General features: G+C 73.2%; 20 protein-coding genes and 1 pseudogene. 11 read left to right on the top strand and 10 right to left on the bottom strand.

Going from position 1 to position 22,136, the window contains the following annotated elements; translation table 11 throughout:
- Positions 1 to 43: 43 nt before the first annotated feature.
- The gene (locus tag Q5530_RS13035) at positions 44 to 274 is read right to left on the bottom strand and encodes an RGCVC family protein (RefSeq protein WP_415362445.1); all 231 of its coding nucleotides are present in this window, start codon (positions 272 to 274) and stop codon (positions 44 to 46) included.
- A gap of 519 nt (positions 275 to 793) precedes the next feature.
- On the opposite strand from Q5530_RS13035, the gene Q5530_RS13030 reads away from it, so the two are divergent.
- The 4 genes from Q5530_RS13030 (at position 794) to Q5530_RS13015 (ending at position 5,190) form a co-directional block, all read left to right on the top strand.
- Positions 794 to 1,780 (top strand): fatty acid desaturase family protein, encoded by a 987-nt coding sequence (locus tag Q5530_RS13030; RefSeq protein WP_415362444.1) that lies wholly within the window; start codon positions 794 to 796, stop codon positions 1,778 to 1,780.
- A 267-nt stretch (positions 1,781 to 2,047) separates the two neighbouring features.
- Positions 2,048 to 2,614, top strand: coding sequence for a hypothetical protein (locus tag Q5530_RS13025; RefSeq protein ID WP_415362443.1), 567 nt, complete (start codon positions 2,048 to 2,050; stop codon positions 2,612 to 2,614).
- A gap of 143 nt (positions 2,615 to 2,757) precedes the next feature.
- Positions 2,758 to 3,624, top strand: a complete 867-nt coding sequence (locus tag Q5530_RS13020) for a DUF5994 family protein (RefSeq protein WP_415362442.1) — start codon at positions 2,758 to 2,760, stop codon at positions 3,622 to 3,624.
- Positions 3,625 to 4,599: 975 nt separating this feature from the next.
- Positions 4,600 to 5,190: a DUF5994 family protein gene (locus Q5530_RS13015; protein WP_415362441.1), complete on the top strand. Its 591-nt coding sequence runs from the start codon at positions 4,600 to 4,602 to the stop codon at positions 5,188 to 5,190.
- Between the two features lie 52 nt (positions 5,191 to 5,242).
- On the opposite strand, the gene Q5530_RS13010 is transcribed toward Q5530_RS13015, so the two are convergent.
- Complete coding sequence (locus Q5530_RS13010) at positions 5,243 to 5,728, bottom strand: DUF5994 family protein (RefSeq protein ID WP_415362440.1); 486 nt, start codon at positions 5,726 to 5,728, stop codon at positions 5,243 to 5,245.
- 605 nt (positions 5,729 to 6,333) lie between these two features.
- Here Q5530_RS13010 and Q5530_RS13005 point away from each other — a divergent pair.
- The 3 genes from Q5530_RS13005 (at position 6,334) to Q5530_RS12995 (ending at position 8,981) form a co-directional block, all read left to right on the top strand.
- Entirely contained in the window at positions 6,334 to 6,927 is a 594-nt protein-coding gene (locus Q5530_RS13005; protein WP_415362439.1) for a hypothetical protein, read from the top strand.
- Between the two features lie 325 nt (positions 6,928 to 7,252).
- Positions 7,253 to 8,077: a peptidoglycan-binding protein gene (locus Q5530_RS13000; RefSeq protein ID WP_415362438.1), complete on the top strand. Its 825-nt coding sequence runs from the start codon at positions 7,253 to 7,255 to the stop codon at positions 8,075 to 8,077.
- 37 nt (positions 8,078 to 8,114) lie between these two features.
- Positions 8,115 to 8,981, top strand: coding sequence for a peptidoglycan DD-metalloendopeptidase family protein (locus tag Q5530_RS12995; protein WP_415362437.1), 867 nt, complete (start codon positions 8,115 to 8,117; stop codon positions 8,979 to 8,981).
- A gap of 83 nt (positions 8,982 to 9,064) precedes the next feature.
- On the opposite strand, the gene Q5530_RS12990 is transcribed toward Q5530_RS12995, so the two are convergent.
- The 5 genes from Q5530_RS12990 to Q5530_RS12970 all read right to left on the bottom strand — a co-directional run bounded on the left by Q5530_RS12990 (position 9,065) and on the right by Q5530_RS12970 (position 13,767).
- A complete protein-coding gene (locus Q5530_RS12990; RefSeq protein WP_415362436.1) occupies positions 9,065 to 9,970 on the bottom strand; it encodes a class I SAM-dependent methyltransferase in 906 nt (301 codons plus the stop codon).
- Between the two features lie 94 nt (positions 9,971 to 10,064).
- On the bottom strand, positions 10,065 to 11,399 hold the full coding sequence (locus tag Q5530_RS12985) for a GAF domain-containing protein (RefSeq protein WP_415362435.1): 1,335 nt from the start codon (positions 11,397 to 11,399) through the stop codon (positions 10,065 to 10,067).
- A gap of 102 nt (positions 11,400 to 11,501) precedes the next feature.
- The gene (locus Q5530_RS12980; RefSeq protein WP_415362434.1) at positions 11,502 to 12,479 is read right to left on the bottom strand and encodes an ABC transporter permease subunit; all 978 of its coding nucleotides are present in this window, start codon (positions 12,477 to 12,479) and stop codon (positions 11,502 to 11,504) included.
- Complete coding sequence (locus Q5530_RS12975) at positions 12,476 to 13,375, bottom strand: ABC transporter ATP-binding protein (RefSeq protein WP_415362433.1); 900 nt, start codon at positions 13,373 to 13,375, stop codon at positions 12,476 to 12,478. Before Q5530_RS12975 ends, Q5530_RS12980 begins: the two co-directional genes overlap by 4 nt.
- Entirely contained in the window at positions 13,372 to 13,767 is a 396-nt protein-coding gene (locus tag Q5530_RS12970; RefSeq protein WP_380637956.1) for a GntR family transcriptional regulator, read from the bottom strand. The genes Q5530_RS12975 and Q5530_RS12970 overlap by 4 nt, the downstream gene beginning before the upstream one ends.
- Positions 13,768 to 14,097: 330 nt before the next feature.
- Between Q5530_RS12970 and Q5530_RS12965 the strand changes: the two are divergent.
- A pseudogene (locus Q5530_RS12965) lies at positions 14,098 to 14,484 on the top strand (nitroreductase family protein); the annotation flags it as partial.
- Between the two features lie 163 nt (positions 14,485 to 14,647).
- On the opposite strand, the gene Q5530_RS12960 reads toward Q5530_RS12965, so the two are convergent.
- Genes Q5530_RS12960 through Q5530_RS12950 form a run of 3 tightly spaced genes read right to left on the bottom strand, consistent with a single transcriptional unit; the run spans position 14,648 to position 18,364 of the window.
- A complete protein-coding gene (locus Q5530_RS12960) occupies positions 14,648 to 16,399 on the bottom strand; it encodes a non-ribosomal peptide synthetase (RefSeq protein WP_415362432.1) in 1,752 nt (583 codons plus the stop codon).
- A complete protein-coding gene (locus tag Q5530_RS12955; RefSeq protein ID WP_415362431.1) occupies positions 16,396 to 17,679 on the bottom strand; it encodes a condensation domain-containing protein in 1,284 nt (427 codons plus the stop codon). The genes Q5530_RS12960 and Q5530_RS12955 overlap by 4 nt, the downstream gene beginning before the upstream one ends.
- A gap of 34 nt (positions 17,680 to 17,713) precedes the next feature.
- A complete protein-coding gene (locus Q5530_RS12950; protein WP_415362430.1) occupies positions 17,714 to 18,364 on the bottom strand; it encodes an FBP domain-containing protein in 651 nt (216 codons plus the stop codon).
- A gap of 179 nt (positions 18,365 to 18,543) precedes the next feature.
- Between Q5530_RS12950 and Q5530_RS12945 the strand changes: the two genes are divergently transcribed.
- Genes Q5530_RS12945 through Q5530_RS12935 form a run of 3 tightly spaced genes read left to right on the top strand, consistent with a single transcriptional unit; the run spans position 18,544 to position 22,114 of the window.
- Positions 18,544 to 20,397 carry a non-ribosomal peptide synthetase gene (locus Q5530_RS12945; protein ID WP_415362429.1) on the top strand — a complete coding sequence of 618 codons (1,854 nt, stop codon included), beginning with the start codon at positions 18,544 to 18,546 and terminating at the stop codon, positions 20,395 to 20,397.
- Positions 20,398 to 20,438: 41 nt separating this feature from the next.
- On the top strand, positions 20,439 to 20,657 hold the full coding sequence (locus Q5530_RS12940; RefSeq protein WP_415362427.1) for an MbtH family protein: 219 nt from the start codon (positions 20,439 to 20,441) through the stop codon (positions 20,655 to 20,657).
- Positions 20,654 to 22,114: an argininosuccinate lyase gene (locus Q5530_RS12935; protein WP_415362426.1), complete on the top strand. Its 1,461-nt coding sequence runs from the start codon at positions 20,654 to 20,656 to the stop codon at positions 22,112 to 22,114. Before Q5530_RS12940 ends, Q5530_RS12935 begins: the two co-directional genes overlap by 4 nt.
- The last annotated feature ends 22 nt before the right edge of the window (positions 22,115 to 22,136 follow it).

Here is a 22,136-nt window from a genome sequence, read left to right as displayed (position 1 = left end):
ACCTGGAACCCGCCGGGGCCGAGGCCGAGCACCGGCGCCGGCGTCAAGCCCGGTGGCTGATGTTCCCCGCGTCCGACCTGCCGTAGGTCGCACTGCTCGACCCGCCGGGGCACAGGCAGCCCCGGCGCAGTTCGCCCGCCCCGGTCGCGGCGCAGAACCGCCGTGAGAGGGAGTCGTGGGTGTCCGCCGGATGGGGGCACACGGGGCAGGACTGCTCAGCCCGCCTCTCGGTGTCGGGTGCCAGGGGGTCGATCAGAAATTCGGTCGTCGACATCGGTTCGTCCTTCACGTGGTTGTGTGCGGTGTCCGATGCGGTGTCGAGTTGCGTGCGGGAAATCCCGACTCGTCAGGTGGAAGCGCATCGAGCCCGATCGGCTTCGCCGGGGACCGGGGCGACAACCCCAGGGTACTCCGGTTGCGGGCACGTCCGGTGGGTGCGACCGTGGAGGTGACCGCGGTGGCGTCTCCCCGGATTCGGCGGCGCCTTCGCGGTGGTGATGCCGCCCCGGACCCCGGCGGCCTGTGGTCACACCAGGCGTGATCAGGAGGTCTGCGGTGGATGGGTGGCACGTGCTGCGCGGCACACGTGGGCGAGAACGGGAACAGGCCGGTCATCGGCCAAATCCCCTTCCTCTCCGGGCACGCTTCCGCCCTTCCGGGTTGCCGATATCGTGGTGACCGGGGAAAACAGCTTGGGTGGACCAGTTCATCCGGAAAGCAGACGTCCATGATTTCCTCACGCACCGCCACGGCACAACCCACCGATGCGAGACGGGGCAGCGACTTCGCCCGCTTGACGCGGGAGCTCAAGGACGCCGGCCTGCTGGACAGGCGGCGCGGGTACTACGCGACGCGGATGACGATCAACGTCCTGCTGCTCGCGGCGGCCGGGGCGACGATGGTGTTGCTGGGCGACTCGTGGTGGCAGGTGCTGACCGCGGTGCTCCTCGCGGTCGTCCTCACCCAGTTCGCGTTCATCGGCCACGACGCCGGGCACCGGCAGATCTTCCGCTCGCACCGCTACAACGACCTCGTGGGTCACCTGCACGGCGGGGTGACCGGCATCAGCTACCAGTGGTGGGTGGGCAAGCACAACCGCCACCACGCCAACCCCAACCACGAGGACCACGACCCCGACATCGAGATCCACGCCATCGCCTTCAGCCGCGAGCAGGCGGGCACCAAGCGGGGCCTGTACCGGTGGATCACCAAGTACCAGGCGTTCCTGTTCTTCCCGCTGCTGCTGGCCGAGGCGGTCGTGCTGCGGATCTCCGGTCTCCAGGCCCTGTGGCAGGGAGAGCTCAAGCGCCCCCGGCGGGAGGCCGCGCTGCAACTCCTCCCGGCGGCCGCGTACCTGACCGCGGTGTTCCTGGTGCTGTCCCCGCTGAAGGCGATCGTGTTCATCCTGGTCCAGCAGGGCCTCATGGGTGTCTACCTGGGCTGCTCCTTCGCCCCCAACCACAAGGGGATGCCCGTCATCGCCAAGGGGCAGCGGCTGGACCACCTGCGCAAGCAGGTCCTCACCTCCCGCAACGTCACCGGCGGCCGGTGGGTCGACGCGCTGCTTGGCGGCCTCAACCACCAGGTCGAGCACCACCTCTACCCGCACATGCCCCGCCCCAACCTCCGCCGCGCGCAGCCCGTGGTCGAGGACTTCTGCGCCCGCAACGGCATCCCCTACAGCAAGGCCGGCCTGCGTTCCTCCTACGCCCAGGTCCTGCGCCACCTGCACGACGCCGGCGCGCCCCTGCGTGCCGGGCACCGCGCCCCGACGGGCTGAGCCCGCCGACCCGACGACCGATCCCGTCCGGAGGAGCGGGTGGTCCGCTCGACCAACGCCGTGGAGGAGGTGGCGGTGGAGGGCCGGATCCGCCGGCCGCCGGCGTCACGCGGTCCGGTGCGACCCATCGCCCGCCGCGGCGTCGAGCACGGATCCCGCCGACCACCGGGACCGTTCCTCCCCCGACCGTCGTCTCGCCGCGCGCCGCCGATGTCCCATGAACCCCCGCGTGCGCCGACGGACGCGGGCCCGAACCGGAGGAAGATCATGTCCAAGCGCGACACCCTGCTCCACGCAATGCACGACATCGGGCTCGCCGCCTGGTTCGGCGGGTCCCTCGCCGGGGCGGTCGCCGTCGACGGGGCCGCCGACATCCCCGACCCCGCGATGCGGCTGGAGGCGGCCAACGACCCCTGGGCGCGCTGGACGCCGGTGAGCGCCCTCGCCATCGGGACGCACCTGGTGGGCGGGGCGGTGCTGTTACGGGCGAACCGGGACCTGGTCGCCGGTCAGCGCTGGGTGGCCCTGCAGGCCGCCGCCAAGCTCGTCCTGACCGGGGCGGCGCTGGCGGTCACCGGTTACAGCGGGGCGTTGGGCAGGAGGTTGCACGCCGTCGACGGCACCGCGGTCGAGGGCGGCACCACCGCGGTGACGCCCACCTCGTCGGAGGTCGCGCGCATCCAAAGGCAACTGGGCGCCTGCCGGTGGCTCATCCCGACCCTCACCGGCGCGGTCTCGGTGCTCGCGGCCCTGGACGCGGAGCGGCAGCGGCCCGTCCGGCGGTTGAGCGGGATGTTCGGCAAGCAGGTGCGGTGGCTCCGTGCCGGGAGGTGAACCGACCGCGTTCCACCGCGGGGAGCACGTCATGAGGCGGTGGGAGAAGCACCGCCACGCCGCCGACGACGACCGAGGAGGACATCCGCCAACGGGTCGGTCGTCGGCACCACCGGAGAGCACTTCCGCGGATCCTCACCCGAATGCGCTGCCGGTGGCGGCGCGGACGTGGGTGTCGATTCGTCGCCGTCGATTCGTCGCTGTCGCGTCGGATTGGCGTGGAACCGAACCGGGTGGTTTTCTCGACAAATCCGGTCCGGGCTCACCGAAAATCGGGGAAAAGGATTTTCGGGTGTAGTGTGAGGCATACCGAGGGAGCATTGAGCGCCGGCGTTCGAGCCGGTGTCGCCCTGGGCGCACCACGAGGTCCGGCCCGTCAGGCCGGAGGCGGGAACGCCGAGATGACCTTGAACCAGCCCAGTCCCGCCACCAGCCCGACCACGGGGCCCGGGTGCCGGTGGACCGCGAAACCGCGTGCCGGGGCACAGGGCTCCGTCGACGGGGGCTGGTGGCCGTGGTCCACCGACCCCATGACGGAATTTCCCCTGTTGATCACCGCCATGGCCGAGCTGGGGAGGCCGGTGCTGCGGATCTCCTACAACCTCGACACGTGGGACCCGTGCGAGCGCAAGCTCGTCGTGCGAGACGCGGTGGTGCGCACGGAGGGGTTCCACACCGGGCAGCCCCACTCGGTCACCCTGGTCGGGCCGGACCGCACCCGGACCCTGCTGCTGGTGGTCCCGCCGACCACACCGGGCGGTGCCGCGAGGGCAGCGCTGCGCGCCGCCGCCGACGTCGACTCGACCGCCACCGTCGAGGACATCCTGAACTGGAACGACGTTCGCGTACCCGCCGCGCGACCCGGCACCGCCGCTGCGCCGGGGCTGCGGGCGGTCAACCTGGGGGAGACGGGGCACCGGGAAGCCGACGACGACCCGCTCGACCTGCGGGAGGTACCGCACGGGCTGCGGCGGGAAACGCACCCCACCGGGGACAGGGTCGCGTCGTGACGTCCCCGGACCTGCCGGACGTGCCTCCGCCTGAGCACGCACCCGAAGCACCCGAAGCACCCGAAGTGCCGGTCGGCCGGCCCGCGGCCCGCGGCCCGCTGTGGCGCAGGCGCGTCAGGGTCAACGCCGGTCGACGCCGGCGGCCGCGTTCCACCGGTCGCTGACCCCGCGACCCCGGAGGTCCCCGGTGGACAACCCGACGGGTCGCGCGCACGCGTTCGAGGTGCCTGTTCCGGTCGCGCGCACACGTTCGAGGTGCCTGTTCCGGACGTCGGGCCCGCATGATCCGCCGGGCCTGCGCCGCACCTCGGAGGGCCGGTTCCGGGCCCCGCTCGCCCCTCATCGGTCGTCGGTCGTCGGCAATGACTTCTTGCCGAATTTCCACGGGCAGGATTTCGACGGAAATCCGTCATTGGTCGGCTTTTCGGTGTAACGTGGATCACGTCGAGGAAGTCCTGTTCCGGTGATCGGACGCGGGTCGTTCTCGACGAGGTGCCCGAACCGGCCGGATCACGCGACCAGGACGGGAGTGCAGGCGTGATGTCGGGACCGCCCGTCGCCACCCCGCCCGGCCGTGATGGCCGCAGAGCAGCCTCGACCTCGAGTGGGGAGAGGCGCTCGACCGGGGGATGTCGCGGAGCGCGGTGGTCCCGGTCGCGCGCCCCGTCCACCGGACTGCCCACACCCACCGGGTGTGGGCAGTCCGGTTTTCCGGCCGACACCGGACCGGGTCTTCCGGTGGCCTCGCGGAAATGCGCGACTCGTAGCCGCGGTCCGCCGGCCGATGCCGCCGGCGGATTTCCGCGTCGGCGTGGGATCCCCGCGGAGTCGCCGGCCGCGGTGCGGCGGGGAACGGGTGATCCGGCGTAGGGTGGAACGACCGAGGGGCTGTCGAGCGCCGGTGGTCAAGCCGGTGCCGCCTCGGGGCAGGACGACATCCGGCGGGGCGACCCGCCGGAGGCGGGAACCATGGGGATGACCTCGAATCCGCTCACCGCAGATCCCGTCGAAGCCCCGCGCGGAGCGCTGCGGCTGACGGTGAAACCCGCTTCCGCGCTCGGCGGTTCGGTCGACGGCGCCTGGTGGCCCTGGTCGGTCGACCCCGTGGCCGAGTTCCCGCCGTTGATCGCGGAGCTGGCCGTGGACGGCGACATCCGCCGCGTCTGCTACCACCTCGACTCCTGGGGGCGGACCGGCCGCGGGCTGGAGGTCGGGGAGTTCGTGGTGTGGATGGAGGGCTTCCACGCCACGCAGCCCGACACCGTGACCCTGATCAGGGCGGACTACACCCGCGTCCGGCTGCTGGTGGTGCCGCCGGGCACGCCGGACGACGCCGCGCACGCGGTGCTCCGGTCCACGGCAACCGCAGGCGCCACCGAGACCGTGGAGGACATCCTGGCCCGGAACGGCCTGGTGGCCGGCACGAACCCCGTGCACGCGGCGGCAGCCGCCCGGGAACGGCCGCTCGCGGCCGACCAGCACCTGTGGGACGCCCGCGTTCGCGCCGCCCTGCAACGGCCGGTGCTCGGACCAACCCGGTTCAGGGGGAACAACCCCGCGCGGTGACCTACCCGGTCCGGACCACCTCCGAGGGGCCGGCCACCGGCGGTGGTCGGGGCTACCGGTTCCGGGACGTGGCGCGGACACCCGCGGTGGCGAGGATCGCCGCGGGCAGGTGGTCGTTGTCCGGTGACGACGCGCCCGCCATCGCGCGGTCGGCCGCGGCGCCGAAGGCTTCCGGGGGGATCACCAGCAGGTCGATCCGCCGCTGGTCGCCACCGGTGATGTGCACGGTGTCGGTGTCCAGTGCGGCGAGCCCCTCCAGCGCCACGACGCGACCACCCAGTTCGAGCCGGTTCGGGGCGGAACCCCAGAAGGTCGAGGCGTACACGACGCGGTCGACGGAACCCAGCCGATCGGCCACCGCCTCGATCAGGCCGGGCAGTTCGGCCGGCAGTTCGCGCGAGGTCGGCCACCAGGCGCCGTCGACGTGTCCCCGGTGCGGCGCCACCGGCTTGAGGCGCAGGCGCAGCGCGGTGCGTGACAGGTCGACCCCCCGCGTCACGGACGCGGTCGTGTCCCGGTGGTGCGGTTCCGACGTCATGTCGGTGCTCCGATCTCCGGCTCGCGCCGGCGTGCGGTGGGTCGACCGGACAGTCCGATGTGGACGAAGTCCTGGAGAGGGGGGCGAGTTCGGCTTCCGCGCCTGCGCCCGGTGAGGCGCGACCTCGCGGCGGCCTGTTGTGCCCACGGCGGGGCGACCCGGTGGACGGGCCGTTCACCGGGACGCGGGTGTTCCGTCAACAGGGATCGACCGCGGGTGCCGGTGCTTCGTCATCGGTCACGGCGCGGCCAACCCGGTCGGTCGCGGTGCCGAACGGGTCCGGGCCATTCCGGCGCTTCCCGCCTCCGGCCGGGTGGGTGCCGGACCTCGTCGTGCGCCCAAGGCGGCGGCGGCTCGACCACCAGCGCTCGACATGCCCTCGGTCACCTCAGGCTACACCGGTGAGCGGCCGCCGAAACGCCGGTGTCGAGGTGGACCGCGGTCGGTTCGACGGGGGTTGGATCGGTCCGGTCCGGCACGGCGACCTCGTGCTTGGGTACCCTCGACCCGACATCGTTCGCCGTTGACGACCGACCCCGCAGGCACGGCCGGTGACGACGTCACCACGGCGAGCCGGCGGCGATCCGGAAGGAGAAGACAAGCCGGTGGAGCAGTTCCCGCGTCCCCGACGACCTTTACCCGACCCCGGCGTGTACGGGGCGGAGGAAGTGCGGGAGTTCCTCGACCCGTGGCACCCCCGGGCCAGCGTCGAGACCGACCACCCCGGGCAGGTGTTCGTCGATCCCGAACGCGTGCTGGACAACATCACCCTGGCCCTGCACCGGCTCGACGTCGACATCGACTCGCCGCCGGCGTTCGAACCCGACACGGTGACGGTGAACGAGCTGTCGGTCATGCTCGACGACCTCGACCGGGCGGCGGCGCTGGTGGCGCGCCTGGTCAACACCGCCGTGCAGCTCATGGCGACCCGCTACCCCGAGGAACTGGTCCGGTTCCCGCTGCCCGACACCTACGACCTGTGCGAGGCGGACCGCCTGGTCATCGGCGACCGCGAGCAGGACCTCGCCCGCGACATCCTCAACCAGCGCCTGGCCACCGAGGTCGACCTGCACCCCGACGACCTCGTCGAGCGGTTGCGCCCGCTGGGTCCCGGTGAGCAGGTCCACCTCCTGGTCGCCCTGTGCCGCATGTACCGCCACAAGCTCGTGGTCCTCAAACACCACACCGGCACCTGCTGACGCCACCGTGCCGCCATCGGCCCACTCGACCAGGGTGTCGGCCGAGAAGCCGTGCCGGAGCACCACCGGCACGGGGTGAGGGGCCACCCCCGCGTCCGGCTCCCGTGCAGTGGTGAGCGATTTCGGTGCCGTCGTCCACCACGAGGACGGAGGTCTGCGGCGCGGCTGCGGCTCCGGCTGCGCCGGGCGAGTCGGCCACGAGCTGCCTCCGGGGGGAGCCCCGACCGCGTTCGGGATGGGGACCCCGAACTGTATGGATTTTGTGCACGTCCCACGCGGTGCGGCACGTGGCAGGGTCTGGACCATGGCAGGTCAACAGGATCGTATGGGTCGTCGTGGGTTCCTGGCCGTGGTCCCGGGGGCCGCGGTCGCGGCCGTGCTGGCACCGCACGTCGCCACCGCGAGCGCGGCGACCGCCGACATGGAGCTGGTGGTGCTGGCCGCCCAGTGCGACCCGGTGAAGGCCGACACCGGTCTCACCCCGGGCGCCGGGCCGAGCGTGCGGCTGGTCGAGCAGGCGCTGGTCGCCGAGGGGATGCTCGCCGCGCAGTACGTCGACGGGCACTTCGGCACCTCCACCCGCACCGCCTACGCGCGCTGGCAGGAGTCCCTCGGCTACGCCGGGTCGGCGGCCAACGGCCTGCCCGGCAGGGCCTCGCTCACCGCGCTCGCACAGGGGCGGTTCACGCTCACCCGCCTCATCGGACCGGGCAGCCGCACCAGCTTCCGGGGGTTCCCGTTCAACACCCGGACCGTCGCGATGCTCACCGAGGCGCAGCGGCTCGCCGGGGTGTCGCTCGTGGTCGAGCAGGGGTCCTACTCGCCGGGCCAGGACCCCACGTCCGCGGGTACCCACGACGGTGGGGGCGCGGTCGACCTGGACGCGGAGGCACTGACCCCGGCGCAGCGGACCGCCGTGGTGACCGCGCTGCGTCGGGTCGGGTTCGCGGCCTGGCTGCGGAAGCCGACCCAGGGCGACTGGCCGCTGCACGTCCACGGCGTCGCGGTGAACGACACCGACCTGTCCACCTCGGCGCAGAAGCAGGTCGGCCAGTACCACCTCGGCCGCAACGGTCTGGCGAACAACGGCCCGGACGACGGGCCGCAGGTGACCAAGGTGACGTGGGAGCAGTACTCCCGCGCCGCCTAGGAGTTCCGAACACGACCCCGCACCAGTGAGGAAACGCATGACGAGCCTGACCACGTGGACACGCGCGGCCGTCGGTGCCGCCGTGGCCGTTCTCGTCGCCGGTGCCACCGTCCTCGCGGCCACCCCGGCGAGCGCCGCGGCACGGGACGGTGTCTGCGACAGCGGCGAGTTCTGCTACTACTACAACAGCGACAACGCCGGGTCGATCTCCGACTTCACCGGGTCGATCGCCGACTACGGCACCACCCAACCCTCCTGCTACGACTTCAAGGGCGCCGGCGCCGGCAAGGGCCTGTGCGTCAAGAACAACGCGGCGTCGGTGTGGAACCGCAGCGGCGGAACCGTGCGGGTCCACTACAACTCCGGCTACGGCGGGGCTCACCAGGACTTCGGGTCGGGCGCCAGAGGCAACCTGAACGCCACCCTGAAGAACAACAACGCCTCCCACCAGTTCAACCCCGGTACGACCGGCCGGTTCTGGCTGCCGTTCCCGTGCGGGGAGACCTGGGAGGCCGGCACCCGCAGCACCCACAGCCCGGCCAACGCGGTGGACTTCAACCACTACCCGCAGGACGACGGCTGGATGGTGTACGCGTCGGCGCCCGGCACCGTGTCCAGGGTCGCGAACCTGGGTGACACCTCCTACGGCCGCTACATCGTGATCGACCACAGCGGCGGGTGGCAGACCCTCTACGCGCACCTCAGCGCGCAGAACGTGTCCGTCGGCCAGGCCGTGTCCGAGAAGACCACGATCGGCAGGGTCGGCAACACCGGCGGCTCCACCGGCCCACACCTGCACTACGAGCAGAAGCTGAACGGCTCGGTGCAGCGGGTCACCTTCCGTGACGGCAGCCCCGTCTACTGGGGCCAGCGCAACCTGGCACGCACCACCAACTGCCCGTGACCGAACCCCGGTGCCCCGATCCGCTCACCGGAGGCCAGGGCACCGGCAACGGTTGCCGCTGCGCCGAGGACCGGGGCGGCGGGTCACCGGGGGAGGGGCTTGTCCAGCACCAGCGCCGAGTAGCGGCAGGCGGCGCCCCAGACGAGGTGCGCGCGCACGCTCTCGTCCACGCGCCGCCAGTCGTCACGGGTCAGTTCGCGCAGTCCCGGCCAGCGCAGTCGCAACACCCGGCGGCCGGCCTCGGTGGACGTGACGCGCAGCGCCGGGCGGGCGAGCCGCATCGGGAGTCCGAGCACCGGGCGCGTCCAGTCGTGCACGGCCCGGACGGTGAAACCGGCGTCAACGGCCTTCCCGGTGTAATCGGCCAGGGGCTCGACCTGCTCGAAGTGCCACGCGGTCCGGACCACGCGGTCCGGGTCCACGGCGTCGATCGTGGTCGGGTCCGGGTCCCGCCAGGTGAAGTCGACCAGCACCAGCCGCCCGCCCGGTCGCAGCAGCCGGAAGCACCCGGCCAGGAACGCCCGCCGTCCGTCCGGCCCGAAGTGGAAGGCGGCCTCCAGGCAGTGCACCCGGTCGAACGCGCCGTCACCCAGCTCCACGCCGTCCGCGCTCGGTGGCGGTGCGGTGGCGTCGGCGACCGCGAACCGGGTGTTCGGCCTGCTCCCGAACCGTCGGCGGGCCTCGGCGACCTGCTCGGGTTGCGCGTCCAGCCCCACCGCGTCGCAGCCGCGCTCGCCCAGCAGCGCGGTGGACAGGCCGCGCCCGCAGGCCGCGTCGAGCACCCGGTGCCCCGGCCGTGCGTCCAGCAGCGCCAGCGACCGCCGCAGCAACCTGCGCTGGAACCACCCCACCCCGCCCACGAGCAGCGGCAACGTCGGCACGGTGAAGTGGCCGACGTTGACCAGGTCACCCCAGCCCACGTGCCGCAGCACGTGGAACAGCACGTTGGCGTCGCTGTAGGAGTCGGCGATGTCCCGCTCGTCGGTCATGGAAGTGCAACCCCGCTCACCCGGGTGAGGCTCGATGACGTGGGGGGCAGGAGACCGCAGCGCGGCCCCTGATCAGTGGGATCGACCGGAGTGCTCATCCCGTGCGGGGCTGCCCCTGGGGTCGTGCTCGGGCGGGGCTGCGGTTGATGTAGGCGGCCAGGCCGCCGAGTTCCTCGTTGGCGATGAACGCCGACCGCACGTTGAGCAGGGCTTCCTCGGCGTGGTCGTGGCAGCCCCAGGCCGCGTCGCCCCAGGCGTCGGCGACCTTGAGCTCGGCCGGCGCGGTGCACCCGTCGGTGCCGCCGAGCTGGCAGTGCTCGGGGTGGGGCACGGCGGCCGTCGCCGCGGCGGCGGCGCGCATCCGGGCGGCCAGTTCCGCGGCGGCGGTGGCGCGCTGCTCGGCCTCGGCGCGCAGTTCCCGTTCCGCGTCCATCGCCTTGGCCAGCTCGGCGTGGGCTTTCGCGGCGCGGGTCTCGGCGTCGCGTCGCGCCTGCTCGTTGTGGTGGCGCTCGATGGCCAGGGCCGCGGTGCCCGCGAAGACCCGGGCCAGGGCCAGGTCGGAGTCCTGCGGGGCGCACGGGGTCCGGTGGTACATGGCGAAGGTGCCCAGCAGGCTCCCGTCGCGGGCCAGGATCGGCGTGGACCAGCAGGCGGCCAGTCCGGCCCGGTCGGCCAGGTCGCGGAAGTCGTCCCAGAACGGGTCGGTGGCGATGTCGGAGACGACGACCGGTTCGCGCCGGTGGGCGGCCGTGCCGCACGAGCCGACGCCCTCGCCGGTGGCGATCCCGTCGATGGCCTGGTTGTAGAAGTCGGGCAGGCCGGGCCCCGCCCCGTGGCGCAGGTGCGCCCCGTCCGGGTCGGCGAGCAGGACCGAGACGAGCACCTCCTGCGGCGCGAGGTTCTCGATGCACCGGGCCATCCCGTCGAGGACCTCGGTCAGCGGCGCCTGCCGGGCGATCTGCTCCAGCAGGGCGCGGTGCTCGGCCGTCAACCGCTGGGCGTGCTTGACCTGGGTGGTCTCCACCCCGATCACCCGGATGCCGACGACGCCGCCCCCTGTGTCGCGACGCGGCTCGTAGGTGAAGTCGAAGAACGCCTCCCGCATGTGCGTGCCGGCGTCGAGCAGGACGCGCACGTCGCGGCCGGTGTGGGACCTACCGGTGCGGTAGACCTCGTCGAGCAGGACGAGGAAGCCCTGGCCCTCCAGTTCGGGCACCAGCTCCACCAGCGGGACACCGGTGCGCGCCCGGTGCGCGCCGATCGTGGCGAAGAACGCCGGGTTCGCCGTCTCCACCAGGTGCGACGGCCCCGCCAGGGAGGCGAACACGGCGATCGACTGCCCGAACAGCGCCCGCACGTCCTCCTCGTCCGGCTGCTCGGTGACCGGGGAACCGGTGGACAGGGGGCGCTGGCCTGATGCCGCCGTCATGGTGTGATCCGTTCATCGTCTGGGGGTGCCACTTTAGTACCGGTGGCATCTCCGGTTCGAGCCGTCCGGCCGCCGGGTGCGTCGCCGACGCGGGTCGGGGCACTAGACGATGCGGCGCCGCACCCGCCACACCACCACACCGACCAGGACCGCCGCGACGGAGACGAACAGGGCCGCCTCGACGAGCTGGAACGGCCAGAACCGGTCGGCCGGGTGGTAGACGCTGAACTGCCGGGTGCCCCGGGCGTGCAGGAACTGGTTGAGGTTGGTGCCGGCCCGGTTGGCGGCGGCCTCCAGCTCGTAGAACTCGGTCCAGCTCAGCCTGCGCCCGGTGGCGTCCGCGTAGCCGCGTTCGATCGTCCAGTCGGCGAAGTCGGGCACGGACCGGCGCCCCGCCCGGTCCTCCGAGCCGCCGACGGGGACCGGCTCCACGGTGGTGAGCGGCGTGGCGTACGCGGGACGGGCCAACAGCGCCACCGCCATCCTCGCGGCGAGGAACGCCCCGAACGCGACGCCGAACGCGGGCAGGCTGCGCCGCAGGATCGCCCCGGCGGCGGTGGCGACGCCGAACGCGAACAGCGCGTACGCCACCGGCACAAGTCCCTCCAGGTCGAAGGCGTCGTACTGGAACCGCCCTTCCCACGCGTCGAACGGCCGGCGGAACCAGGTGAGCACCGCGGTGAACATCCCGGTGAGCGCGACGGTGACGCCGGCCAGGGCCGCGAGCTTGGCCGCCAGCCAGCGCATCCGCGGCACGGCCTGCGTCCAGGCGAGCTGCCAGGTGCCGTCCTCCAGTTCGCGCGCGAGCAGCGGCGCGCCGAGGAACGCGCCGATGACGACGGGGACCAGGTAGAAGGCCGCCAGGAGGTTCTCGACGTACCCGAACTCCTCGTCGAGCCGGCGGAAGGAGGCCGTGCAGGCGTCGTCGGCACCGGCCTCTCCGGCACACCGGGCGAGACCGTCGGGGAACAGGTCGTGGGCCTGCGACCCGAGCACGAGCAGGGCGATGCCGAACACGCCGACGAACAGCCCCAGGACGCAGACCTCGGTCCGGTGCTGGCGCCAGATCAACCACGTCATGCCGCACCTCCCGACGTGACCGCGGCGCCCGGCTCGGACGGCCGGCGCAGGTACGCCAGCACCAGGTCCTCCAGCGCGACCGGCCGGGCCTGCCACCCGGGCGCGGCCGGGATCGCGCCGTCGCGCACCAGCAGGGTCGTGTGGCGGTCGCTGTGGACGGCCTCCACGACGGCGCCGGCCCGGTCGACGTCGGTGGCCGTGCGCGGGCCGACGAGCAGCCGGTGCTCGGCCAGGAGGGTGTCGATGTCACCGGTGAGCGTGACCCGGCCGCGGTTGAGCACGACCAGGTGGTCGCAGACGCGCTCCAGCTCGTGCACGACGTGGGAGGAGAACAGGACGGTCACCCCGCCCTCGGCCACCGCGCCCATGAGGACCTGGAGGAACTCGTGCCGGGCCAGCGGGTCGAGGCTGGCCACCGGCTCGTCGAGGACGAGCAGGTCCGGCCGCTTCGCCAGGGCCAGGGCCAGCGCGACCTGGGCCTGCTGCCCGCCGGAGAGCGTGCCGGCCCTGCGGTCGAGCGGGATGCCCAGCTTCGCCAGCCGGCGCTCGGCCAGCCCCTGGTCGAACCGCAGGTTGCAGGCCCGGCCGAAGCGGAGCACCTCGGCGACGGTGAAGCGCTTGTACAGCGGGTGGTCCTGGGCCAGGAACCCGATCCGGGACAGGGTGTGCGGGGTGCTGGCGGTGACGTCGTGGCCGAGGACCTCCACCGTGCCGGTGCTCGGTGCCAGCAACCCGACGACCAGGCGCAGCAGCGTGGTCTTGCCCGCGCCGTTCGGCCCGACCAGGGCGATCACGCCGCCCGCCGGCAGGGCCAGGGTGCAGTCGCGCAGCGCCCAGCCCTTCCGGTACCGCTTGCCCACACCGTCGGTGCGCAGCGCGAACCCGGTCGCCGTCACGCCACGTCCTCGTTCCTCAGCTGCTGGTGGACGGACGTGAGGAGCGCGTCGACCGCCTGCTCGTCGAGGCCGGCCGCGTAGGCGCGGCGCAACCAGGTCGCCAGGCCGCGGCGCAGCGACGTGTACGTCGATGCCGACATCACGGCCGACTGCTGCTCGTCGACGAACGTGCCCTGGCCGGGCCGGCCGGTGACCAGGTTCTCCTGCTCCATCTGCCGGTACGCCTTGGCGACGGTGTTCGGGTTGATCGCCAGGTCCTCGACCACCTCGCGGATGAGCGGGAGGCGGTCACCGGGTTGGAGGAAGCCCAGCAGCACCGCCTGGCGGACCTGCTGGACGAGTTGCAGGTACGGCGGCACGCCGGAGTGGGTGTCGAGCCGGAAGACGAACACGGTAGCTCCTTACTGCTTTCCTAGTACCATAGTAAAGCAGTAAATCGGCGGTCAAGAGAGCCCGGGTCGGCGCGGCGGTGCGGGCCGCCTCCCGCCCGGTCACGTCCACGACAGCCGCGCCCCAGCCCGACACCGCGCACCCCGGCCTCTCCGTCCGGGTCGGCCATCACCGCATGGGACATCCGGTACCGGCGGCCAGTTCCCGGGAACGCGGGGCAATGCGCGGCACCGCAGGTGATCCGACGTGGTGCGGTCGCCCGGTTCCGCGGCTGACGTAGAGTCGGCCGCGCTTTCCCACGTCTCCTCGAACGAGATTGCGAGACCCCGCCCGTGGAATACTCCGAGGTGCTCCGCCGGCGCCGGATGGTCCGCCACTTCTCCGACCGGTCGGTCGCGGCCGACGCCGTGGAGCGGGTCCTGGCCAGTGCGCTGCGGGCCCCGTCGGGCGGGTTCAGCCAGGGGTGGGCCTTCCTGGCGCTGAGCGGAGCGGAGGACCGGCGGGCGTTCTGGGAGACGGTCCCGAACGCGGTCGCACAAGCGCCCGAACTGACCCCCGCACCGATCGTGATCGTCCCGCTCTCGCACGAGAAGTCCTACACGGACCGGTACTCCCAGCCGGACAAGACCGGTGACTTCACGGGTTTCTCCGTGCCGTACTGGCACATCGACGCCGGCATGGCCTCACTGCTGATGCTGCTCACCGCGGTCGACGAAGGACTCGACGCCCTGTTCTTCACCATCGGAGTCCCCGAAATCCCCGGTTTCCTCGACCGGTATCGCCAACGAGGAGCTCGGCGGCCTGGCCGCCTACATCAACCGCCGACCCTCGGCCAGGCGACCCTCCGGACGAACGACCCCGAGGCCCGACGCCTGAGGGACGTCACGCAACCCGGTGGTCGGCCGACTTGCGCGCCTCGACCAGTTTCGCCAGCAGGCGCGGTGTGGGGTGCTCGAAGACGTCCCGCACGCCCAGCCGGACGCCGACGCGCTGGTGCAGGCGGGTCAGGAGGCGGACGGCGATCAGGGAGTCGCCGCCCAGTTCGAAGTACGACGAGTCGGCGTCGACCTCGGCGTCGAGCACCTCCCGGTACGCGGTCTCGACGTGGGTCAGGACGTCGTGCGCGTCGTCCTCGACCGGTGCGGGCGCCCGGGGGGTGAAGGCCGCGCGCAGGGCGGCGACGTCGACCTTGCCGGTGGCGGTCAGGGGGAGGGACGACCGGGCGTGGACGTGGTGGGGGAGCATGGTGCGGGGCAGGCTCGCCTCCAGCGCGCGCACGACGTCGGCGGGTGTGGCCGGATCGGTCGCGGACGGCAGGTAGACACCGATGAGCGTCGGGTGTTCGCCGTCGACGGCGAACACGGCCGCGGTGGTCACGCCGGGGCACGCGGTCATGGCGCGTTCCACCTCGGCCGGTTCGACCCGGACCCCGCGCACCTTGAGCTGCCGGTCCGCGCGGCCGATGAACGACAGGCCGCCGTCCGGGCGGGTGCGCACCAGGTCGCCGGTGCGGTACGCGCGTCCGGTGCGCTCCGGGGCGAACCGCTCGGCGGTCAGGTCCGGGCGGTGGTGGTAGCCCCAGGCGACGGTGGGTCCGGCGACGGACAGCTCGGCGGCGCCGCCCTCCCGCGGTGCCAGGATCTCCTCGACGTGCGGCAGGGCGTGGCCGATCGGCACGTCGTCGGTGTCGCGCAGGGCCCGGCCGACCCGGCCGCCGATGTCGGCGGCGTGCGTGACCATGACGGTTTCGGTCTGGCCGTAGGCGTTGATCAGCCGCACGTGCTCCGGGACGTGCTCGGACCACAGCCGCACGGTGCGGGCCCTCGCCTCCTCGCCGCCCATGACGACCAGGCGCAGGCTCGCCGGCAGCGGCTCGCCCGTGGTGACCAGGTGGTCCACCAGCTCGTTCCACAGGGCGGTGGCGAGGTTGATCACGGTGACGCCCCGGTCGGCGACCACGGCGAGCAGGGTGGCCATGGACGCGTCGGCCGTGCGGTCGTCGCACACCACGGCCGCGCCGCCGAACAGCGTCGGGTAGATCTCCTCGCCGCTGGTGTCCCAGATCAGCGGGGTCAGGTTGAGCACCCGGTCCTGGTGCGTGATCCCGTACCTCTCGCGCAGCGCCGCGCCCGCGGTCAGCACGGCCCGGTGCGGCACCAGGACGCCCTTCGGGACGCCGGTGGACCCCGAGGTGAACATCAGGTAGGCGAGGTCGTCGGGCGAGACGACCGGGGTGGACCCGTCGGCGTGCCCGTCGACCGGCAGCGGCGCCACGTCGAGGCCCCGGAGGGCGGGCGCCAGCGCGGCCAGGGTGGCGTCCCGGGCGAGCACCGCGACGGCGCCGGCCGTGGTCAGCGTCGACCGCAGGCGGTCCGGGGGGTCGCCGGGGGAGATCGGCAGGTACGCGGCCCCCGCGTGCAGCACGCCCAGCGCCCCGGCGACGGTGCTCCAGTGCCGTTCGGCCGGCACCGCCACCCGCGCGCCTCGGGGCACGCCGTGCGCGGCCAGCACGCCCGCGATCCGGCGCACCTCGGCCAGCAGTTGCCGGAACGTCAGCTCGCGGTCGCGGTCCAGCAGGGCGGGCGCGTCGGGGGTGGTGGCGGCGACCCGTGCCAGCTCGGCGGTGATGCTCACCGGGGGTCCTCCAGGTGCTCGCGGAGCAGGGTCAGGTAGTCGTCGGCCAGCTCGGCGGCCGTGGCGTGGTCGAACAGGTCGGTGCTGTAGGCGGCGAAGCCGACCAGGCCCGCGCCGTCCCAGGCGAGTTCCAGCTCCACCTCGAACTCGCTGGTGCGGCTGGGCAGCGGCACGGGGGTGGCGGTCACGCCGGGCAGCCGCAGGTCGTCCTCGGCGAAGTCCTGGACGGTGAACACCGCCTGGAACAGCGGGGTCCGGGAGAGGTCGCGCGGTGGCGAGACCGCCTCCACCACCTGCTGGAACGGCACGTGCCCGTCGTCGTAGGCGTCGAACGCGGTCGACCGCACCCGGCGCAGCAGCTCGGCGAACCCGGGCGCGCCGGACACGTCGACGCGCATCACGACGGTGTTGGTGAACAGGCCGATCAGGGCTTCCTCGTCCGGGCCCTCGCGACCGGACAGCGGCACGCCGACGCTCAGGTCCTCGGCCCCGGACCGCCGGGCCAGCACGGCGAAGAAGTTGGCCAGCAGCACCATGAACAGCGTGGCGCCGTGCTGCCGCGCGTAGTCCCGGACGCGCCGCACGAGCTCCGGGTCGACGGTGATCGGGACGCGCCCGCCGTGCGGCGACCGGATCCGGGGCCGCGGCCGGTCGGTGGGCAGCGCGAGCGGCGGGGCGCCGCGCAGCCGGTCGCGCCACCGGGCGAGGGCCTCGACGTCGGGCGGTTCGGCGGCCGCGCGCCGCAGGTGCGCGGTGTAGCTGTCGCGCAGCGGCGGTGGCGGCTCGCCGCGGTAGAACGCGGCCAGGTCGTCGCAGAACACCGGCAGCGACAGGCCGTCCGCGCAGATGTGGTGGAGCACCACCGACAGGATGTGGTGGTCGTCCGCCAACCGCACCAGCAGCACCCGGAACGGGTTCTCCGCGTCCAGCCGGAAAGGCCGCAGGACGTGATCTTCGTTTTTCCGGGCGGCCTCGGCCTCGCCGTCCGGGTGCCCGGACAAATCGACCCGTTTGGCGGATGCGCGGACCTCCGGCAGCACAACCTGTCGCGGTTCGCCGTCGCCCAGGTCGATCCGGGTGCGCAATGGTTCATGCCGTTGGACCAACGCCGACAACGCGGCGTCGAGCAGGTCGGCGTCGAGCGGTCCGCGCAGCCGGTGGGCGAACGACACGTGGTAGACGCTGGTGGGCCCGTCGAATTGTTCGGTGAACCAGATCCCGTGCTGCGCGGGGGACAGCGGTGCGCTCGTGCCCGCCGTCCGGATTTCTTCCTGGGTCACATTCTCCCCCGCGAGGACGTGCGCCGGGCGATCCTCAACTGAGGACCTTCGCGACGAACTGGTTGATGTTGACGAGCATCCGCGCGATCCGCTCGTCGTCGCCGATCGTCTCGGCGGGCTGCGGCGCCGACGGCCGCCGCTTGCGCCGCACGTAGGCGGAACAGGCCAGGTCGGCGCACACGTAGGTGCCGACGGTGTTGCCCCTGCGCCCGGCCGCGCCCGCCTTCGGCGCGGCGAACAACCCCACGTCGGACTGCATGTGGGTGGTCAGGCAGAACGCGCAGGTGGACGACCTCAGCGCGCTGCTCGGCGGGTTGTTCGCGCGCAGCACGACACCCACCACCTCCTCGCCCCGGGGCAGCACGAGGTAGGCGTTGTTCACCGCACGGGGGTCGACCCAACCGAGGAAGTCCGTTGCCGCCCAGTCCTGCGAATCGAGCCCGGCCGGCAGGGTGAGCTTCTTCGCTTCACCTTTCGAACAGTTGACGAACGACTTTCGAATTTCCTCCGCAGGGGTCGGTCGCACCCTTTTGCCCTTCATTTCGCTGACGTGACGCCGACGCCAGTATGCCTGACCGTCGGCGCGGGTCAACATGCGTCTGCGCGGCGCTTCGACTACACGCAGGATCGTGCCCGCGCAAGGGTTGTACGGCTGGTCCTGGCGTTCGCTACGGGTCGTTGCCACGTGAGGTGGCCTGTGCTAGGAAGTGTTTGATCGCACTTGCCGGAAACCGGCGGGAAGGTTCTGGGGAGCTGGGCTGGGCGGTTGGCGCGCATTCCGCGCCGGCTGATCGCATTTTTGGGGAACGGTGGCGGCCGAGGGCTGCCCGGCCCCGGTCTGTCGCGGTGAGGGGCGGGTTGAGCGTGCCTGGGGAATGGAATCGAACGGACTCGGCCTTTCCGGCCCACCGGGGGCTGCACGAGCTGGTCGAGGACCGCGTCGCGGACTCCGGCGACCGCACCGCCGTCGTCTTCGGCGACGAGCGGATCACCTACGCCGAGCTGGACGCGCGGGCCAACGGGCTGGCGCACCGGCTGGTCGGGGCCGGTGTCGGGCTGGACGACGTGGTGGCCCTGTGCGTGGACCGGTCGGTGGAGATGGTGGTCGCGCTGCTGGCGATCCTCAAGGCGGGCGGTGCCTACCTGCCGCTGGACCCCGAGCTGCCCGCGAGCCGCATCGCGCAGGTCACGGCGGTCGCGCGGGCCCGGGTCTGCGTGGTGGCCGACGGCTACCGCGCCCTGCTGCCCGGCGACGTGGCGGCGGTGCCGCCGTCGGCGCCGCCCCGGACCGACCGGCCGGACCGGCGCGCGTGCGGCGCGAACCTCGTCTCGGTCTACTTCACCTCCGGCTCCACGGGTGTGCCGAAGGGCGCGGCCAGCAGCCACGAGGGCTGGGTGAACCGGATGACCTGGTCCCAGCGCCGGCACCGGCTGCGGCCGGGCGAGACCGTGCTGCACAAGACGACCCTGACCTTCGACGACGCGGCGCTGGAGCTGTTCTGGCCGCTGACGGTCGGCGCCCAGGTGGCCGTCCTCGAACCCGGCGCGCACCGCGACCCGCGGGCCATCCTCGACGCCCTCGAAGCGCACCGCAGCGTGTACCTCCAGGTGGTGCCCAGCATGCTGACGATGCTGCTGGACGAGCTGGAGCAGCGCGGCGGCCGGGACCTGTCGGCGCTGCGCGACGTGACCTCCAGCGGCGAGGCGCTGCCCCCGGGGACCACCGCCCGGTTCCTGGCGCTGCTGCCGTCGGTCGGCCTGCACAACACGTGGGGCGCGACCGAGGTGTCCATCGACTCGACCAACCACACCTGCGGCCCGGCGGACGCGGCGGACACCGGCGCGGTGTCGGTCGGCGTGCCGTTCGACAACAACCGCGTGCACGTGCTCGACGCCGACTTCCGGGAGGTCGAGGTGGGCGAGGTCGGCGACCTCCACATCGCGGGCGTCGGGCTGGCCCGCGGCTACCTCGGCGACCCGGCGGCCACCGCGCGGGCGTTCCTGCCGAACCCGTTCTCGCCCGGTGAGCGGCTCTACCGCACCGGCGACCGCGGCTACCGGCGGCCCGACGGCACGGTCAAGTTCGTCGGCCGCGACGACCACCAGGTCAAGATCCGCGGCATGCGGGTCGAACTCGGCGAGGTCGAGTCGGCCCTGCGCCGCTCGCCCCTGGTCCGCGACGCGGTCGTGGTGCTGCGCCGCCTCGGCGAGGACGACCACCTGGTGGCCTACGCCACCCCGGCCGAGCCGGACCGCGCGCCCGAACCCGAGCAGCTGCGCGACCTGGTCGCCGACCGGCTGCCCAAGCACATGGTGCCGTCGGTGGTCGTCGTGCTGGACGCGTTGCCGCTCAACGCCAACGGCAAGGTCGACCGGGCGAAGCTGCCGACACCTGCCCGGCCGCGCGGCGGTGACGCCGAGTACGTGCCGTGCGAGGGTCCCGCGCAGGAGGCGATCGCCGGGATGTGGCGCGAGCTGCTCGGCCTGGACCGCGTCGGCGCGCGGGACGACTTCTTCGACCTCGGCGGCCACTCGCTCATGGCGACCCGCTTCTCGGCCAGGGTCCGGCAGCGCTTCGACGTCGACCTGCCGGTGCGCACGGTGTTCGGCACGCCGACCGTGGCGGAGCTGGCCGAGGAGGTCGAGCGGCTGCTGGTGGCGAAGATCGACGACATGTCCGAGGACGAGGTGCGGGCGCTGCTCGGCGGTGCCGGGTGACGCGGCCGGACCGGGTGACGACGCAGAGGGGAGTGGGCGGCATGGCCGAGCGCGACGACGAGGACACCCGCACCTACGCGGTCGTGGTGAACGACGAGGAGCAGTTCTCGGTGTGGCCCGCGGACCGGGAGGTGCCCGCCGGGTGGCGGGCCGAGGGCGTCACCGGCACGAAGGAGGCCTGCCTGGCGCACATCGCCGAGATCTGGACCGACATGCGCCCGCTGAGCCTGCGGCGAAAGATGTCCCAGGGCACCGCGTGACGGCGCTGACCGGTCGGCTGGCCGCGAACCCGGCCGACCTGCTCCACGACGAGGTGCTGCGCCCGCAGTTCGAGCGGGAGGTCCGCCACCTGCTGCCGCACTACGTCGCGGTCGAACGGGTGCTGGTGGCCGAGTACCGGCGGATGGGCGTGCTCACGACCGGGCAGGCCGACGAGGTGGACGCCCTGCTCGCCGGGATCGGGCCGGACACCCTGACCGCCGACCCCGCCGCGAACCTGTCCGACGTCGCCTTCGCGGTGGAGCGGCACGTCGAGGCCCGGCTGTCGAACCCCGCGCCGCACTGGCACGTGGACCGCAGCCGCAACGACCTCCAGGCGTGCGCGCAGCTGATGTTCGGCCGCGAGCGCCTGGCCGACCTCGCCGACGGGCTGCTCGGGCTGGCGGCGGCGGCGCACGACCTGGCCGCCGCGCACCTGACCACCCCGATGCCCGGCCACACGCACTACCAGGCCGCCCAGGTGATGACGCCCGGCTTCTACCTGGCCGCGCAGTCCGGCCGGCTGCTGCACACCGCCCGCCGGCTGCTGGCCACCTACGACGGCATCGACGCCTGCCCGCTCGGCGCGGGCGCGATGACCGGGCAGAACCTGCCGTGGGACCGCGACCGGATGGCGCGGCTGCTCGGCTTCGCCGCCGCCGGGCGCAACGCGCTCACCGACGTGGCCTCGCGGGCGTGGGTCGCCGAGATCACCGCCGAGCTGTCCCTGTTCGGCGTGGCCACCAGCCGGTTCGCCACCGACCTGATCACCTGGGCGGGCGCCGGGTTCGGCTTCGTCGACCTGCCCGACGAGCTGAGCGGGATCTCCTCGGCGATGCCGCAGAAGAAGAACTTCCCGGTGCTGGAACGCATCCGGGGCCGCACCGCGCACCTCACCTCGTGCCACCTGGACGCGGTGCTCGGCCAGCGCGGCACGCCGTACACGAACCTGGTCGAGGTGTCCAAGGAGGCCGGTGCCCAGCTGTACGACGCGCTGGACACCGCGCGGTCGGTGGTGCGGCTGCTGACCGCCGTGCTGCGGCGGCTGGAGTTCCGGGCCGACCGGATGCGCGCGGCGTGCGAGCGGGAGTACCTGGGCGGGTTCGCGCTGGCCACGTCGCTGACATTGCACGCGGGCGTGCCGTGGCGGCAGGCGCAGGTGCTGGCCGGTCGGTACGTCGTCGCGGCGCTCGACGCGGGCCTGCCGCCGACCGCGCCGGACGCGGACCTGCTGGCGCGCGTCGCCGCGGAGGCCGGGCACGTGGTGGCGGAGCCGGGCGAGCTGCTGGCGCGGGCGTTCGACGTCGACCGCAGCCTGCGCGCCACCCCGACCGCCGGGTCGGCGCACCCGGACGCGGTCGCGGCGGAGCTGGACGTCCAGCACGCGGAGCGGGCGGCGCTGGCCGACGAGTGGGCGGCCCGGCGCGCCCGGCTCGACCGCGCGCGGGACATCGGGTAACGGCGGGAACCGGGGGAGGAGC

It is taken from the genome of Saccharothrix sp. BKS2 (genome assembly GCF_047689505.1).
Taxonomy (GTDB): domain Bacteria; phylum Actinomycetota; class Actinomycetes; order Mycobacteriales; family Pseudonocardiaceae; genus Actinosynnema; species Actinosynnema lopnurensis.
Note: the sequence above shows the minus strand (reverse complement) of the source record. Positions and strands in the feature narration are given on the sequence as shown.

Excerpts from the sequence above, each read along its gene's own strand:
- Q5530_RS13015 (WP_415362441.1), top strand. The coding sequence starts at position 4,600 with ATGACCTCGAATCCGCTCACCGCAGATCCCGTCGAAGCCCCGCGCGGA.
- Q5530_RS13035 (WP_415362445.1), bottom strand. The coding sequence starts at position 274 with ATGTCGACGACCGAATTTCTGATCGACCCCCTGGCACCCGACACCGAG.
- Q5530_RS13020 (WP_415362442.1), top strand. The coding sequence starts at position 2,758 with ATGCGCTGCCGGTGGCGGCGCGGACGTGGGTGTCGATTCGTCGCCGTC.
- Q5530_RS12980 (WP_415362434.1), bottom strand. The coding sequence starts at position 12,479 with ATGACGTGGTTGATCTGGCGCCAGCACCGGACCGAGGTCTGCGTCCTG.
- Q5530_RS13010 (WP_415362440.1), bottom strand. The coding sequence starts at position 5,728 with ATGACGTCGGAACCGCACCACCGGGACACGACCGCGTCCGTGACGCGG.
- Q5530_RS13025 (WP_415362443.1), top strand. The coding sequence starts at position 2,048 with ATGTCCAAGCGCGACACCCTGCTCCACGCAATGCACGACATCGGGCTC.
- Q5530_RS12995 (WP_415362437.1), top strand. The coding sequence starts at position 8,115 with ATGACGAGCCTGACCACGTGGACACGCGCGGCCGTCGGTGCCGCCGTG.
- Q5530_RS12940 (WP_415362427.1), top strand. The coding sequence starts at position 20,439 with ATGGCCGAGCGCGACGACGAGGACACCCGCACCTACGCGGTCGTGGTG.
- Q5530_RS12990 (WP_415362436.1), bottom strand. The coding sequence starts at position 9,970 with ATGACCGACGAGCGGGACATCGCCGACTCCTACAGCGACGCCAACGTG.
- Q5530_RS13000 (WP_415362438.1), top strand. The coding sequence starts at position 7,253 with ATGGGTCGTCGTGGGTTCCTGGCCGTGGTCCCGGGGGCCGCGGTCGCG.
- Q5530_RS12985 (WP_415362435.1), bottom strand. The coding sequence starts at position 11,399 with ATGACGGCGGCATCAGGCCAGCGCCCCCTGTCCACCGGTTCCCCGGTC.